15 protein-coding genes are annotated in these 13,796 nt (G+C 67.9%); 5 read left to right on the top strand and 10 right to left on the bottom strand.

From position 1 onward, the window contains the following. Positions 1 to 120: 120 nt before the first annotated feature. The 7 genes from carB to NO345_RS04150 all read right to left on the bottom strand — a co-directional run bounded on the left by carB (position 121) and on the right by NO345_RS04150 (position 6,853). Entirely contained in the window at positions 121 to 3,411 is a 3,291-nt protein-coding gene (gene carB / locus NO345_RS04180; protein ID WP_256296764.1) for a carbamoyl-phosphate synthase large subunit, read from the bottom strand. Positions 3,412 to 3,618: 207 nt separating this feature from the next. Continuing rightward, on the bottom strand, positions 3,619 to 3,855 hold the full coding sequence (locus NO345_RS04175) for a hypothetical protein (protein WP_256296763.1): 237 nt from the start codon (positions 3,853 to 3,855) through the stop codon (positions 3,619 to 3,621). A gap of 75 nt (positions 3,856 to 3,930) precedes the next feature. Next, the gene (locus tag NO345_RS04170; RefSeq protein ID WP_256296761.1) at positions 3,931 to 4,461 is read right to left on the bottom strand and encodes a DUF5815 family protein; all 531 of its coding nucleotides are present in this window, start codon (positions 4,459 to 4,461) and stop codon (positions 3,931 to 3,933) included. Positions 4,462 to 4,506: 45 nt separating this feature from the next. After that, complete coding sequence (locus NO345_RS04165) at positions 4,507 to 4,752, bottom strand: hypothetical protein (protein ID WP_256296759.1); 246 nt, start codon at positions 4,750 to 4,752, stop codon at positions 4,507 to 4,509. 48 nt (positions 4,753 to 4,800) lie between these two features. Further along, entirely contained in the window at positions 4,801 to 5,208 is a 408-nt protein-coding gene (locus NO345_RS04160; protein ID WP_256296757.1) for a DUF7124 domain-containing protein, read from the bottom strand. Between the two features lie 61 nt (positions 5,209 to 5,269). Next, on the bottom strand, positions 5,270 to 5,503 hold the full coding sequence (locus NO345_RS04155; protein ID WP_256296755.1) for a DUF7979 domain-containing protein: 234 nt from the start codon (positions 5,501 to 5,503) through the stop codon (positions 5,270 to 5,272). 102 nt (positions 5,504 to 5,605) lie between these two features. Beyond that, positions 5,606 to 6,853 (bottom strand): NAD(P)/FAD-dependent oxidoreductase, encoded by a 1,248-nt coding sequence (locus tag NO345_RS04150; protein WP_256296753.1) that lies wholly within the window; start codon positions 6,851 to 6,853, stop codon positions 5,606 to 5,608. Between the two features lie 116 nt (positions 6,854 to 6,969). On the opposite strand from NO345_RS04150, the gene NO345_RS04145 reads away from it, so the two are divergent. Continuing rightward, a complete protein-coding gene (locus tag NO345_RS04145; protein ID WP_256296751.1) occupies positions 6,970 to 7,560 on the top strand; it encodes a DUF6149 family protein in 591 nt (196 codons plus the stop codon). Between the two features lie 48 nt (positions 7,561 to 7,608). On the opposite strand, the gene NO345_RS04140 is transcribed toward NO345_RS04145, so the two are convergent. After that, the gene (locus tag NO345_RS04140) at positions 7,609 to 8,988 is read right to left on the bottom strand and encodes an NAD(P)/FAD-dependent oxidoreductase (RefSeq protein WP_256296749.1); all 1,380 of its coding nucleotides are present in this window, start codon (positions 8,986 to 8,988) and stop codon (positions 7,609 to 7,611) included. A gap of 526 nt (positions 8,989 to 9,514) precedes the next feature. On the opposite strand from NO345_RS04140, the gene NO345_RS04135 reads away from it, so the two are divergent. Genes NO345_RS04135 through NO345_RS04125 form a run of 3 tightly spaced genes read left to right on the top strand, consistent with a single transcriptional unit; the run spans position 9,515 to position 11,156 of the window. Continuing rightward, complete coding sequence (locus NO345_RS04135) at positions 9,515 to 10,396, top strand: homoserine kinase (RefSeq protein WP_256296747.1); 882 nt, start codon at positions 9,515 to 9,517, stop codon at positions 10,394 to 10,396. A gap of 39 nt (positions 10,397 to 10,435) precedes the next feature. After that, positions 10,436 to 10,747 (top strand): hypothetical protein, encoded by a 312-nt coding sequence (locus NO345_RS04130; RefSeq protein ID WP_256296745.1) that lies wholly within the window; start codon positions 10,436 to 10,438, stop codon positions 10,745 to 10,747. A 4-nt stretch (positions 10,748 to 10,751) separates the two neighbouring features. Continuing rightward, positions 10,752 to 11,156 (top strand): hypothetical protein, encoded by a 405-nt coding sequence (locus NO345_RS04125; protein WP_256296743.1) that lies wholly within the window; start codon positions 10,752 to 10,754, stop codon positions 11,154 to 11,156. A gap of 18 nt (positions 11,157 to 11,174) precedes the next feature. On the opposite strand, the gene pdxS is transcribed toward NO345_RS04125, so the two are convergent. Further along, positions 11,175 to 12,083, bottom strand: coding sequence for a pyridoxal 5'-phosphate synthase lyase subunit PdxS (gene pdxS / locus NO345_RS04120; protein ID WP_256296741.1), 909 nt, complete (start codon positions 12,081 to 12,083; stop codon positions 11,175 to 11,177). A gap of 420 nt (positions 12,084 to 12,503) precedes the next feature. On the opposite strand from pdxS, the gene NO345_RS04115 reads away from it, so the two are divergent. Further along, a complete protein-coding gene (locus NO345_RS04115) occupies positions 12,504 to 13,250 on the top strand; it encodes a DUF1405 domain-containing protein (protein ID WP_256296739.1) in 747 nt (248 codons plus the stop codon). A gap of 6 nt (positions 13,251 to 13,256) precedes the next feature. Here the strand turns inward: NO345_RS04115 and NO345_RS04110 are convergent, their stop codons facing one another. Next, complete coding sequence (locus NO345_RS04110) at positions 13,257 to 13,685, bottom strand: hypothetical protein (RefSeq protein ID WP_256296737.1); 429 nt, start codon at positions 13,683 to 13,685, stop codon at positions 13,257 to 13,259. Positions 13,686 to 13,796 lie beyond the last annotated feature (111 nt).

Here is a 13,796-nt window from a genome sequence, read left to right as displayed (position 1 = left end):
TCCGTCCCAAATTGGGCCAAAATAGCAGTGCCAACGGTCGAATCCACCGTCCCGCTCGGCTGCAGAGCCACCGCTACCGGTCGGGCGCGACGGGAAGAACGAACCGGTGTCGTGACCGCCTCAGCCCCAGCGCTGCTGGGTCCGCGGACGCTCCTGCACCGGCAGCACCTCGAGGTCGCCCTCCTTCGCGGCCAGCCCCTCGAGGAACGCCCTCGCGGAGGCCTCGGTGGAGAGGTAGGCGACCTCCTCCTCGACGGCGGTCTTCAGCGCGTCGACGTCGTCGCTGACGACCAGGTCGACCGTCGCCTCGATGATGGCGGCCTCCACGTCGTCGAACGCGGTGACGTCGAAGTACTCGTCGTAGCCGTCGACGTCGAGGTCGACGACGGCGACACCGCCGGGTTCGATGGCGTTGCCCGCGGCATCCTGGGCCTTCCAGTACGCCATCCCGAACGTGCTCGCCGTGCCCATGACCTCGCCGGTGGACTTCATCTCCGGGCCGAGGCGCGGGTCCGAGTTCGGCAGCCGGTCGAACGGCAGGACGACCTCCTTCACCGAGTAGTGGGTCGGCACCTGCTCTGCCACGTCGAGGTCGGCGAGCGTCTCGCCGGCCATCACCTTCGCCGCGAGCTTGGCGATGGGGACGCCCGTCGCCTTCGAGACGTACGGGACCGTGCGCGAGGAGCGCGGGTTCGCCTCCAGCACGTACACCTCGCCATCTTTGACGGCGAGCTGGACGTTCATGAGGCCGACCGTGTCGAGCGCGTCGGCGATCTCCTCGACGACCTCGCGGACCCGGGCCGCCGTCGCGTCGTCGAGCGAACGCGGCGGGATGACGCAGGCGGAGTCGCCGGAGTGCACGCCGGCGGACTCGATGTGCTCCATGATGCCGCCGAGCAGCACGTCCTCACCGTCGCTGACGGCGTCGACGTCCAGTTCGATGGCGTCCTCGAGGAACTCGTCGACGAGGATGGGCTTGTCCGGCGAGACGCGCACCGCCTCCTCGATGTACTCCTCGAGCTCCGCGTCGTCGTGGACGATGCGCATCGCGCGGCCGCCCAGGACGTAGCTCGGGCGGACGAGCACCGGATACCCGAGGTCGCGTGCGAGTTCGAGGGCCTCCTCCTCACTCGTGGCGCTTCCGCCCTTCGGCTGGGCGATGCCGCGTTCGTCCATCAGCCGGTTGAAGCGGTCGCGGTCCTCCGCGAGGTCCATCGCCTCGACCGAGGTGCCCATGATGTCGCACTCGACGCCGCGGCGTTCGAGCTCGTCGGCGAGCGGCTCGCCGATGTCGACGGAGGTCTGGCCGCCGAACTGGATCATCACGCCGTCGGCGTCGGTCACCTCGATGACGTCGGCGACCTCCTCGGCGGTGATCGGCTCGAAGAACAGCCCGTCGGAGGTGTCGTAGTCCGTCGAGACGGTTTCGGGGTTGTTGTTCACGACGTGGGCGTCGATATCCAGCTCTTCGAGGGCCTGCACCGCGTGGACCGAGCAGTAGTCGAACTCGACGCCCTGCCCGATGCGGATGGGGCCGCCGCCGACCACGACGACGCTCTCTGCGTCGCGGTCGACCTGGAGTTCGCCCGCCGCGGCCTCGGCTCCCTCGTAGGGCCCGGAGAACCACTCGGGCTTGCGCGAGGAGTAGTAGTACGGCGTCGACGCCTCGAACTCGCCGGCACAGGTGTCGACCTGCTTGTACGTCCTGCCGGGTACGTCGGCCTCGACCTGACCGACGCCGGCCCGGGCCGCCGAGACGGGGAGCTCCTCGGTCTCGCCGTCGGCCCCTGCCACGACCTCGGTGGCCTCGCGCCAGGCACCGCGCGTCTCCGGGAGCCAGGTGAGGCTGCTGTCCTCGAAGACGTTGCCCGCGAGCGCGGATATCTCGGCGTTCGTGAAGCCGGCCGTCGCGGCGGGCGTGAACTCGCCGTCGACGACCTCCTTGCTGGCCTCGACGATACGCTGGAAACGCTCGACGTACCACTCGTAGATGCCGGTCGCCTCGACGACCGTCTCGACGTCGAAGCCGCGCTCGAACGCCTCGAACATCGCGTACGGGCGGTCCGGGCTCGGGCGTTCGAGGTACTGCTCGGTCAGCTCGTCGTCCTCCAGCTCGCCGAAGTCCTCGGCGGGGTCGTACTCGGAGCTGCGGAGCGACTTGAGCAGGCTCTCCTCGAACGTGCGGCCGATGGCCATCGCCTCGCCGGTGGACTTCATCGCCGTCGAGAGCGTGAAGTCGGTGTCCTCGAACTTGTCGATGGGCCAGCGTGGCACCTTCGTCACCACGTAGTCGATGGCGGGCTCGAAGGCGGCGGTCGTCTCGCCGGTGATCTGGTTGTCGATCTCGTGGAGGCGCTTGCCGAGTGCGACCTTCGCCGTCACGCGGGCGATGGGGTAGCCCGTCGCCTTCGAGGCGAGCGCGGAGGACCGGGAGACACGTGGGTTCACCTCCACCACCCTGTACTCGCCGCCTGGGGTGCCGTCGTCGTGCCAGGCGAACTGGATGTTACAGCCGCCCTGGATGCCGAGCTCGCGGATGACCTCGAGTGCGGCGTCGCGCATCTCCTGGTGGCCGTCGTCGGGGATGACCTGCGAGGGGGTGACGACGGTGGACTCGCCCGTGTGGATGCCCATCGGGTCGAGGTTCTCCATGTTGCAGATGATGATGCAGGAGTCGTCGGCGTCGCGCATGACCTCGTACTCCAGTTCGACCCAGCCCGCGATGGACTCGGTGATGAGCACCTCGTCGTTGCGCGAGAGGCGCAGACCCTTGCGGACGCGGCTGACGAGTTCGTCCATCTCGTGGACGACGCCCGAGCCGGAGCCGCCCAGCGTGTACGTCGTGCGTGCGATGACCGGCAGACCGCCGACCGCGTCGACGGCGTCCTCGACGCGCCCGACGAGGTCGTCCTCGGTGAGTGCGCCCACGGACTCGTCCTCGTCGAGCGAGATCGTCGTCGATGCTGGGACGGGCTGGCCGATCTTCTCCATGCGCTGGCGGAAGAGGTCGCGGTCCTCCGTCGCGTAGATGGTGTCCAGCGGCGTGCCCATGATCTCCACGTCGTGCTCCGCCAGGATGCCCTCCTCGGAGAGCGCCGCGGTGACGTTGAGGCCGGTCTGGCCGCCGAGGCCCGCGATGACGCCGTCCGGGTTCTCCCTCCGGATGATCTCCGCGATGGCGTCGGTGGTGATGGGCTCGACGTACACCTTGTCGGCCATCTCCGGGTCCGTCATGATGGTCGCCGGGTTCGAGTTGACCAGCACGACTCGTGCGCCCTCCTCCTGGAGCGCCCGGCACGCCTGCGCGCCGGAGTAGTCGAACTCGGCGGCCTGTCCGATCTGGATGGGACCGCTGCCGATGAGAAGTATCGTGCGTCCGTCGCCGGTGTCGTCCGCTGTCCCGCCGGTCATGGTTGTCTGTCGGTACCCAGTTCGCACATCGTAATAAGCGCCACGATACACTACGAGAAACGTAACGCCGTTTCGAAATTCGAACCCGTGTCGTGGTGACGTGGCGCAGACGCGTCGCTCCTCGGTCGGCGTCAGACAAACGTGCCGGAGACTGCCGTCGCTACCCGTGGCCTGTCATACGAACGTACCCGTCCTGACGGCGCGAATCTACCCCGACGCGTCCGACGTCTGGACCCGATAGCGGTACGGCTGGGACCGGATGACCTCCACGTCACCCGTCTCGGCGTGCCGACCGAGTACCGTCGCGACCCGGTGCGGGCTATCGATCTCGATGTCGTGCTCCTCGAGGAGCCTGACGATCTCTCGGGCAGACAGCGGTTCGTCGGCGTCCGCCTCCGCGAGAACGGTGCGTATCCGTTCGAACTCGCCCTGGCGGGTATGCATGTATGCTGTACACGTGCCCCAACGGCATAAAACGGCGTCAGACGGGCGTTAGACAATCACACGCGCCGTCTCGGCTCAGAGCGCGCGGTCGTGCTCGCTCTCGAAGTCGCGCTGCTCGCGGTACGCCTCGACGAACTCGCCCACGTCGAACTCCAGCATCTGGCGCTCGAACTCGGACATGGCGGTGTCGTCGTCGCTGTGGCTGACGGCGTGCTCCATCAGCTCGACGACCAGCTCGACGACGATCTCGTGGAGTCGCCGGTCCGTGAAATCGGCCAGCCAGATCATCGAGCAGCCCACGGTACCGTCGTCGGACACGTCCGCGCTGGCGACCTTCTCCGGGAACTCCTCCATCACGATGCCCATGATGTGGACCGTCCCGAACTCGTCGAACTCGTCGGCCGGCTCGATGGTCGCACGGAGCACCTCGACCAGCGACTCCGGGAAGAACCGCGACGGCGGGTGGACGTCCATCACGACCGCGTAGCGTTCGCCGTCACGCACGTACTCCCGCATCCCGAGGTCGATCTCGCCGACGTCGACCGTCGGACCGTCCGGCAGCGACAGCTCCGTCCCGGACCCACCGGGGACGCGTGGCTCGGTCATACGGGCCTCTCGGCGTTCCGAAAGGAAAAGTGGCGCGCTCCGCGGTTACTCCTCGTCGTCCGCTTCCTCCGCTTCCTCCGCCTCGTCCTCTCCGTCCGCTTCCTCTTCGGCTTCGTCCTCCTCGTCGTCCGCTTCTTCCCCTTCGACCTCGACTTCGACCTCGACCTCGATCTCGATGCCGTCGGCCTCGAGTTCGGCCTCGGCGGTGCGTGAGTCCCCGACCTCGATCTCGAGTTCGTCCGAGTCGACCTCCACCTCTACCTCGACGTCTACGGAGATGTCGTCTCCCATACATCGACCGACATCGGCAGACGTAATAAAAGCAGACGCTCCCGGCTGTCAGGGCCAGTCGTCGCGGACCTGTTCCTCCGGCTCCTCGTCGTCCGCGGGCTCGCCCATCTCCCAGCCCGCGGCGTCGGCGGCATCCTCGATGGGGAGGTACTCCCAGCCGACCTCGTCGGCGAGTTCGGCGTCCTCCTCGGTCGTGCCGACGAAGACGTGCCGGTCGGTGTCGAACTGTTCGCCGACGCTCTCCAGGCTCTCACCCTTGCCGCGTGGCCCCGAGAAGAAGTCCTGCCGGATGCGGTTCTTCCGGGTGAAGTTCGTCACGACGTAGGTGGGTTTGTCGGAGACGACGCCGACGTACTTGCTCCAGCGCCGTGCGTCGTCGAACACCAACTCCGGATTCGCGAGACGCTCGAGCGCGGAGAGTTCGAGCGCCAGCGTCATCGTGCCGTCGCCGTTCATGCGAGAACCTCGCCTCGGCGCGCTGAAAACGATGTCGATTGGCGGGAGTAGGGGTACTGCGCTACTGAATCGTGACCCGGTAGTAGGCGGTGTGGACGACGATCTCGCCGTCTTCGAAGGGTGCCTCCGCGGCGCGCTGGACGTCCACCGTGTCCCCGTCGACGAGGCGGAGGAATTGGTCGAACGCCTCGTCGTCGAGCTGGTCGACGTGGCGCAGCCTCGCGTCCGCAGGAACCGTCTCGACCTCGCGTGCGGCGAGGTGTACGTGCCGTCCTGAAGTGGTACCAACTGCCATGGGCCACGGCAACATATGACATAGTACGGCTTAAACCTTCGCGTCCCGGTGACGGAGATCGACACCAAACGTCCGGTTCGTCAAAACAGACCGTCCGCTGCGTTACTGCTCCTGTGCCGCCGCGTCGAGCATCTCCATCTCGAAGTCCTCATCGAGCAGGAGGTCCTTCTGGCCGCTGAGGTCGCGCTCCTCGCGGATGATGCGCTTGAAGGCGGACTGGAGCTTGAGGTCGCCGATGAGGACGCCGCCGATGAGCTTGTCGTTCATGAAGGTGAGCCGCCGCCACTCCGTGTCCGAGTACTTGCGCTCGCGGTCGTCGTCGCCGATGGTCGGGTGGCCGAAGGAGACGAACGGGAGGTCCTTGAAGTGCGAGATGGAGTACGAGGAGACGTGGCGGAACTCCTCGGGCTCGTCGTTGGTCATGTTCTTCGCGGCGACCGCGCCCTGTTTCTTCGCGGAGTCCCAGGAGCCGTTCTGGGCGTGCTCCTCGAGGATGACGTCGTAGAACCGGGTGATGTCACCCGCGGCGTAGATGTCGTCGACGTTGGTCTCCATGTACTCGTCGACGACGATGCCGCCGTCCGTCTCGATGCCGCTGCCGCGCAGGAACTCGGTGTTGAAGTCGAGGCCGATGGAGACGCCGACGAACTCGCCCTCGAACTCCTCGCCGTTGGGGTCGACCGCGCCCGTGACGTGGCCGTCGTCGTCGACGGTGAAGTGGTCGACGCCGGACTGGAAGACGGGCTCGACGTCCAGCTCGCGGAGCGCGTCGTGGATGATGCCCGCGCCGTCCTCGCTGAGCGCGTAACGCCACCAGCAGTCGCCCCGCATGAGGTAGTTCGCCTCGATGCCCCGCGCGCCACAGATGGCGGCGAAGTCGATGCCGAGCAGGCCCGCACCGACGACGATGCCGGACTCGGACTCCTCGGCGTGGTCGGCGATGCCGCGAGCGTCCTGGAACGTCCAGAAGTGATGGACGCCCTCGGCGTCGGAGTTGTCGACCGGGAGCTGTCGCGGGGTGCCACCGGTCGCGACGAGCAGGCCGTCGTACTCGTACTCGTCACCCTCGTGCGTGTGGACGACGTGGCCGTCCGAGTCGATGCGGGTGACGTGGGTGTTCAGTTCGAGGGCGATGTCGCGCTCCTCGTACCACTCCTCGTCGTGGAGGAACAGGGGGTCCTCCATCGGGATCTTCCCCTTCGCGTACTCCTTGATCAGAATGCGATTGTAGAGGGGCTCACCCTCGTCTGTGATGACGGTGATGTCGGCGTCGGGCGACTCCTCCCGAAGTGTCTTCGCCGCGGACCCACCGGCGATACCATCGCCGATGATGACGTACGACTCGGTCATGTCCCGAGGGTTTGGTGCGGGGGTTAAAGTGGATTGCTATCTTCGCAAACGTTCGAATCGTTGTCGCCGAGGGCCGCGGCGAGACGTTCTTGATGGTCCACCCCCAAGCGCCGCACATGAAGATACGCCAGAACGTCAAGCACTTCGCGTTCAAGGCGGCGTTGACAGCGCCAGTCGTGGGCGAGATGGCCAACGACAGGCTGGTCGACATGCACACCGGCATCTTCCTCGACCGGGCCGACGAGGCCCACCGCGAGGAGCGCCGCGAACACCTCGACGAGTTCTTCGACGCGACGATGGACACGTACCTCGCCGCGCTCGACTACATGCCCGAGGCGGAGGCCCGCGAGATAACCCACGTCCAGGCGAACTTCGACTTCTACAACCACGGCTGGACCGAGATGATGGAGTTCCCCGCCGACGAGCTGGAGGCCCACTACGAGCGCTACCGCGAGTTCTTCGCGGACCACGCCATCACCATCGACGACCCGCTCGGCGAGTTCACGCCCGCGGACGGCGTGGCCGAGGCCCCCTCGACGCCGGAGAAGCTCGACGACCCGGACCACCCCCACGCGGAGGGCGGCTTCGCCGACGACGTGTACGTCGAGACGGCCGACGGCGAGGTCGTCATCGGCGGGCAGGAGGAGCCCGAGGACGTCTCGCCGGAGGATGCGCCCGGCGTGGACCCGGACGAGGTCGAGGGCTGAGCGAGTGAGGACGACGTCGACTCGGGCGTGACGTGAACACCGGGCGAATCAGGTCTTCTCGTCGATGCGGTCCGCGCACTCGAACCCCGCGAGGATGCCGCCGTTGAGCGACCGCTCGGGGTACTGCGCGCGGCTCGCCATCCCGGCGTAGTAGACGCCCTCAGCCACCTCGTCCGCGAGGTCGTAGGGCACGACCATGTCGAGGTAGCCGCGCTCGTAGACCGGGGCGGCGCGGGGATTTCTGGAGATGCGCACGTCCTCGACCCGCGCCTCGTCGAAGTCGGGGAACATCTCCCCGATGTGCTCCAGCCAGCGCGTCTCGACCTCGTCGTCGTCGGCCTGCCAGAGCCACTCCTCGGGCGACTGGACGTAGCTCGCGACGTACAGCAGGTGGTCGCCGCCGTACCGCTCCGGCGGGACGAAGTTCGTGTGCTCGATGAGCGCGCCGAAGGGCGCGTCGTGGGCGACGTTCAGCCAGTACGTCTCGTCCATGAGCGACTCGGCCATCGTGACGACCGCACAGACCGCGCCCTGGAAGTCGATGTCGCACTCGAAGCCGGTGAGCTCCTCCAGTACGTTCGGCATCGCCGCGACGACGAGCGCGTCCACGTCGTGGGTCTCGCGGCCGTCGTCGGTCTCGACGGTGACGGACTCGACTGTGGCGGTTCCGGCGACCCCGGTTTCGGCCGCCACCGCCCCGCCGTCGGCCGTCGCGGCTCCGTCTCCGGTGGTCTGGAGGTCGACGACGCGCGCGCCGGTCCGGACGTTCTCGCGCCCGACCCCGTCGATGAGCGCGTCGATGAGCACCGCGAAGCTGCCGTCGAAGTAGCCCAGCTGCTCGCCCTTCAGCAGGTCGCGCTCGCCCCGGAACTTGATGCGTCCGAGGAGCCACGCTGCCGACACGTCGTCCTTCCGGTCGCCGAACTTCGCGTCCAGCAGCGGCTCGAAGAAGTTCTCGTAGACGCCCGTGGTCGTGTGCTCGACCAGGAACTCGCGGATGGGAACGTCCTCGTACGCTTCGAGGTCGTCGTACGTGTCGAAGCTCGGAATCCCGCCGCGGACGTCTATCTCCATCGTGAGCATCCCGAGCCGGAACTTGTCGTAGAGGCTCATGTGCGGGTAGGCGGCGATCTCCCAGATGGTGTTCAGCGGGTGGACGACACCGTCGACGTAGTAGCCGTCGTTGCCGTAGATCCACTCGACCCGGTCGCCGACGCCGAGGTCCTCGGCCAGCTCGACGATGGTCTCCTCGGACTTCGAGAGGTGGTGATAGAACTTCTCGATGGGGTCGCCCGCCGTCTCGTACACCGCGGCCAACCCGCCGAGGTCGTCGCTCGCCTCGAAGACGCGCACGTCGTGGCCGTGGCGCTGGAGGCGGTACGCGGCGGCGAGCCCGGCGATGCCACCGCCGACGATGCCGACTGTCATGGTTCGTGGTCGGACACCGGGGGCGAAGGGTCTTTTGGATGCCCGTCGGTGTGTTCGTGTCTGACTCTGGAGTTTACAAGAGTTGTAAACTACTCCGTGCATCGCATCCCTCACCAACCGGCATGGCGTGCGGCTGTCTCGGAATCGCTTGCGATTCCGATGGCCAGTGAGAGCGTGCTCTCACGCTGGCGAGCGTGCCGTAGGCCGCGAGCCATTCGCGCGAGCGAATCGGCTGGGGAGGCGTGAGGTGCGGTGCGGTTGCGGGCGGGGATGAAAGGGGCGGCGGGCTACGCGATTCCCGGCGACGTAAGGACCGCAGCGGAGCGAGGACCGCAGCGAGCCGCGGGAGCGTAGCCCACCGGGGCTTTCTGATTGTTGGTGGTGGGTTGGAGTTCGACGACTGGCGGGGCTTTCTGATTGTTCGATGTTTCAGACCCACTCGACACATCATCCAGCCAGTGTCCTCACGAACGCAGAATCGGCTCCGTCCGCTAGGTTTTTGGCCGCACTATCGAAAGGGGAGTTCATGCTCACAGTCCGCGCGCCGGCCACGAGCGCCAACCTCGGCAGCGGCTTCGACGTGTTCGGGCTGGCGCTGTCGGCCCCCGCGGACGTGGTCCGCGTGGAGAAGGCCCCCGAGATCACCATCGAGGTGACCGGCGCGGGCAGCCAGTACATCCCGACCGACCCGGCGAAGAACACGGCGGGCGTGGTCGCGCAGGAGCTCGACGCGCCTGCGCGCATCGAGATCGACAAGGGCGTTCGCCCCGCCTCCGGCCTCGGGTCCTCTGCCGCCAGTGCGGCGGGTGCTGCGGTCGCGCTGAACGCGCTGTACGACCGGGGCTACTCCGACGAGGAGCTCGTTCGTGCGGCGGCCGAGGGCGAGGCGGTCGTCTCGGGGGCGGCCCACGCCGACAACGTCGCGCCGGCAATCGTCGGTGGGTTCACCATCGCGCGGGACGACGGCGTCACGTCGGTCGACACCGAGCTGCCGCTGGTGGTCTGCCTGCCGGACATCGTCGTCTCGACCCGTGACGCCAGGGAGGTCGTCCCCGAGACGGTGGCGATGGACGACGTGGTCGAGACGGTCGGGAGCGCGGCGACGCTCACGACGGGGATGCACCGGAACGACCCCGAACTGGTCGGTCGCGGGCTCCGGGAGTCCGTGGTCACACCCGCCCGCGCCGAGCTCGTGACGGGCTACGACGAGGCGAAGCGAGCCGCCCTCGACGCGGGGGCGACCGGGGTGACCATCAGCGGGGCCGGCCCGGGCGTGCTGGCGGTCTGTCGCCGGCCCGGGGACCGTCGACGGGTCGCCGCGGCGATGCTCTCCGGCTTCGACGAGGCGGGCGTCGAGGCGCGCGCGTACCAGACCGCGGTCGGTGGTGGCGCGGAGCTGTTCCGCTGACGCGTGGATTTATATTGTCAAGGCGTGTCATGGTGTGGTGTGGCAACCAGCCGACCACGGCGACCAGTCGCCGGCGAGCCGAGCACCGTCGAGTGGTACGGCCGCCTCGTCCAGCGTCTCGGCGGAGGGCTCGCCGTCGCGTCGTTGCTCGTCGCGGTGACCAGCGGTGCGGCCCTCGGGCTCGCTGCTGGCCCGGTCGGCGCGTCGCTGGACCGGCTGGTCACTATCGCCGCGGCGGACCCCGCGACGCTCCCGACGCTCGCCGCCGTCTGTCACTACGGACTGCTCGGGGTCGTCGTCGGGAGCTGGTTCCTCGGACTGGGTTTTATCCTGACCGGGTTCCTCGAGTGAACCGATGACGGAGGAGGGGACGGTCGACGGGACAGCCAGACGAAAACGACTGGCGGACGACGCGGTCCTCGCAGCGGTCGCACTCGCCATCGTCGTCGGCATCGGCTTCGCGATCCAGGTCGACGTGTACACGCCGGCGTTGCTCGCCGCGGCCGTCGGCGTGGTCGCCATCGAACTGCTCCTGTCGCCCAGAGCGGCGTGGGTCCGGAGGGTGTGGGAGCGCCCGAACGTCAGACCGCTCGCCGTCACCGCCGTCGTGCTCGTCGCGATCGTCGGTGCGTTCGTCGCCTCGTCGCTCGTGTTCGCCGTGCTATGGGGCGGGCTGGGCGGGTATCTCGCGGTGGCCGGAACCGTCCTGCTGCTCGGCGGCCCACCGTTCGACAGGCTGGTCGCACGGCTCCGACGCTAGGAAACGTGGCTCCGGCGTTCAGACGCCGCGGCCCTGCATCTTCTCGTCCTCGGGCAGGTCGACGTTGGCGTCGCCCTTCATGCTCTTGCCCAGGTTGGCGGCGATCTCGGCGAGCGTCTCCGGGTCGTCCCAGTTGTTCACCGCCTGCACGATTGCCGTGCCCATCTCGCGGGGGTTCTCCGCGCCGAAGATGCCGGAGCCGACGAAGATGCCGTCGCACTCGTGGTGCATCATCAGCGCCGCGTCGGCCGGCGTCGCGATGCCGCCCGCCGCGAAGTTCACGACCGGGAGCCGACCCATCTCGGCGGTCTCGTGGACGAGCTCCGCGGGAGCCTCGTGCTCGCGGGCCCATTTCTCGCGCTCCTCGTGGTTCATGCCCTCGAGCTGGCGAATCGCGCCCTTGATGGTGCGCTGGTGGTGGACGGCCTGGTTCACGTCGCCCGTGCCGGCCTCGCCCTTCGTCCGGATCATCGCCGCGCCCTCGTCGATGCGGCGCAGGGCCTCACCGAGGTTCCGGGCACCGCAGACGAACGGCGCGGTGAACTCGCGCTTGTCGATGTGGTACGCGTCGTCGGCGGGCGTGAGCACCTCGCTCTCGTCGATCATGTCGACGCCGACCGCTTCGAGGATCTCGGCCTCCTTCCGGTGGCCGATGCGGGACTTGCCCATCACCGGGATGGAGACGCTGTCGACGATGTCGGCCACGTCCGCCGGGTCGGCCATCCGCGCGACGCCGCCGCGCTTCCGGATGTCCGCCGGGACGGCTTCGAGCGCCATGACCGCCACCGCGCCGCACTCCTCGGCGATCCTGGCCTGCTCCTCGTCCACGACGTCCATGATGACGCCGCCCTTCTGCATGCGGGCGAACCCGCGCTTGACGAGTTCGGTCCCTCGCTTGAGTTCCTCGAGGTCTGTCTCCTCGGTCATGTCGGCGGCTTGGGTTCGGTCACACTTAACCGGTGTCGTTCCGCCCTCGCGGCGAGTTGGACGTTCCTCCAACGATGCGTGATTCCACAGTCCAGGTGGCGCGCGGCTGGCGAGACCGCGAGCGCAGCGAGCGTGTCTCGTCGACACTCGTGCGAGGGACGAGCACCGGAGGGAGCGGTCACGAGACGCGAGCGTCTCGTGAGCCCACCGGAAATCTCCGATTTCCGGGGACGCAGCGAGCCGTGGGAGCGTAGCCCGCCGGGGCTTTCTGGCTGTTCGCGTCGTTAGCGATTCCCACGGCTGTTGGGGCTTTCTGGTAGTTCTCGACACCAGTGAGTCCGCCGTTCCCTACGTAACAGCCACAGTCACTCACGACCAGAATCGTCACGGCTATCAGCGGACCGTCCGACACGGCGAACGATGCAGTGGCCATTCGCCGACCCGCCGGCGCGCGAGGACCTGCCGTGGTACGTCGCCCCGGTCCCCGAGGCGATAGAGGACCTCGGGCTGACGTTCGCGTGGCTGGTCGTCCTCACGAACGTCCTGGGCACCGCGTTCGGCTTCTACTACTACGGTATCGACCCGCTGGCCGACGGGTTCGTCGCCCGGAACAGCCAGTTCGCCATCGAGCCGCTGGTCGCGTGGCCGGTCGTGCCGGACAGCCCGGTGGCGACGCTGTTCATCGCGCTGGCCTTCGCGGCGTGGCTGCTCGACCGGCCGAACGAGTACCTCTCGGCGCTCGCGTTCTTCGGCTGTCTCAAACTGGGCGCGTGGACGCCGTTCGTGCTGCTGGCGTTCAAGGGCGACTTCGCGTACCTCCACTGGGCGATGTACAACTTCCTGTTCTGGAGCCACCTCGCGATGGTACTGCAGGGCTTTGTCCTCCACCGAATCAGCGACTTCCCGGTCAGGGCCGTCGCCGTCGCGCTTGCCTGGTACGGCTTCAACGACGTGGTGGACTACTTCGTCCCCATCGTCGGGACGCCCCACCACACGTTCATCCCGGCGGAGGACCTGGTCGACGGGGCCATCGTCCACACGCCCGGGCCCCACCGCGTCGCAGCCGCCGGGGCCATCGCGCTGACGCTGCTCGCGACGTTCCTCGCGCTGTCGACCCGCGTGAAGAAGCTGGAGGGGCGAATCGGCGGCGACGGCGCGGAGGACTGACCGAGCTCAGACCAGCCCGGCACCGACGAACCCGCCGAGCACCAGCCCGTAGACGAGGTGGAAGAACCCGAACTGCATGGCGGTCGCGCGGTCGGGGTCCATCCCGAGCACGCCCTTCATCCACACCATCGCTCCGACGACCGTGAGGACGACGGCGTACGCGACCGCCAGCCCGACCGCGTTCGCGAGCGTCACCTCGGCGACGACCATCGGGAGCGCCAGCGCGAACGCGACCCCGGCTCCGACGCCGTACAGCACGTGCAGGACCATCCCCTGCGGGACGTACGATTCGGGGCCGTCGTCGCCGACGAACTTCGCCCACAGCGCGGCCGTCGGCGGCGGGGAGCCGTCCCCGAGCGCCATCATGAGGACGGTCATGACGATCGTCGCGACGAGTCCACCGGCGAGTCCGGAGACGAGCGTTACGGTTACCATCTGTAATCTACCTACTGCTCGTAACTCTCGGTGACGTATTAACCGCGATGCGGCTGTGGGGGTGTGATGCACGACAGCGAAAACAGGAGCGATTCCGCAGGAGCACCCCGT

The organism is Haloarchaeobius salinus, from assembly GCF_024464185.1.
GTDB lineage: Archaea > Halobacteriota > Halobacteria > Halobacteriales > Natrialbaceae > Haloarchaeobius > Haloarchaeobius salinus.
The sequence above is the reverse complement of the archived record's forward strand: the minus strand, read 5'-3'. Positions and strand labels throughout refer to the sequence as shown.

What these genes read in the sequence shown, in the direction of transcription:
- carB (WP_256296764.1), bottom strand. Translation starts at nt 3,411, where the DNA reads ATGACCGGCGGGACAGCGGACGACACCGGCGACGGACGCACGATACTT.
- NO345_RS04175 (WP_256296763.1), bottom strand. Translation starts at nt 3,855, where the DNA reads ATGCATACCCGCCAGGGCGAGTTCGAACGGATACGCACCGTTCTCGCG.
- NO345_RS04170 (WP_256296761.1), bottom strand. Translation starts at nt 4,461, where the DNA reads ATGACCGAGCCACGCGTCCCCGGTGGGTCCGGGACGGAGCTGTCGCTG.
- NO345_RS04165 (WP_256296759.1), bottom strand. Translation starts at nt 4,752, where the DNA reads ATGGGAGACGACATCTCCGTAGACGTCGAGGTAGAGGTGGAGGTCGAC.
- NO345_RS04160 (WP_256296757.1), bottom strand. Translation starts at nt 5,208, where the DNA reads ATGAACGGCGACGGCACGATGACGCTGGCGCTCGAACTCTCCGCGCTC.
- NO345_RS04155 (WP_256296755.1), bottom strand. Translation starts at nt 5,503, where the DNA reads ATGGCAGTTGGTACCACTTCAGGACGGCACGTACACCTCGCCGCACGC.
- NO345_RS04150 (WP_256296753.1), bottom strand. Translation starts at nt 6,853, where the DNA reads ATGACCGAGTCGTACGTCATCATCGGCGATGGTATCGCCGGTGGGTCC.
- NO345_RS04145 (WP_256296751.1), top strand. Translation starts at nt 6,970, where the DNA reads ATGAAGATACGCCAGAACGTCAAGCACTTCGCGTTCAAGGCGGCGTTG.
- NO345_RS04140 (WP_256296749.1), bottom strand. Translation starts at nt 8,988, where the DNA reads ATGACAGTCGGCATCGTCGGCGGTGGCATCGCCGGGCTCGCCGCCGCG.
- NO345_RS04135 (WP_256296747.1), top strand. Translation starts at nt 9,515, where the DNA reads ATGCTCACAGTCCGCGCGCCGGCCACGAGCGCCAACCTCGGCAGCGGC.
- NO345_RS04125 (WP_256296743.1), top strand. Translation starts at nt 10,752, where the DNA reads ATGACGGAGGAGGGGACGGTCGACGGGACAGCCAGACGAAAACGACTG.
- pdxS (WP_256296741.1), bottom strand. Translation starts at nt 12,083, where the DNA reads ATGACCGAGGAGACAGACCTCGAGGAACTCAAGCGAGGGACCGAACTC.
- NO345_RS04115 (WP_256296739.1), top strand. Translation starts at nt 12,504, where the DNA reads ATGCAGTGGCCATTCGCCGACCCGCCGGCGCGCGAGGACCTGCCGTGG.
- NO345_RS04110 (WP_256296737.1), bottom strand. Translation starts at nt 13,685, where the DNA reads ATGGTAACCGTAACGCTCGTCTCCGGACTCGCCGGTGGACTCGTCGCG.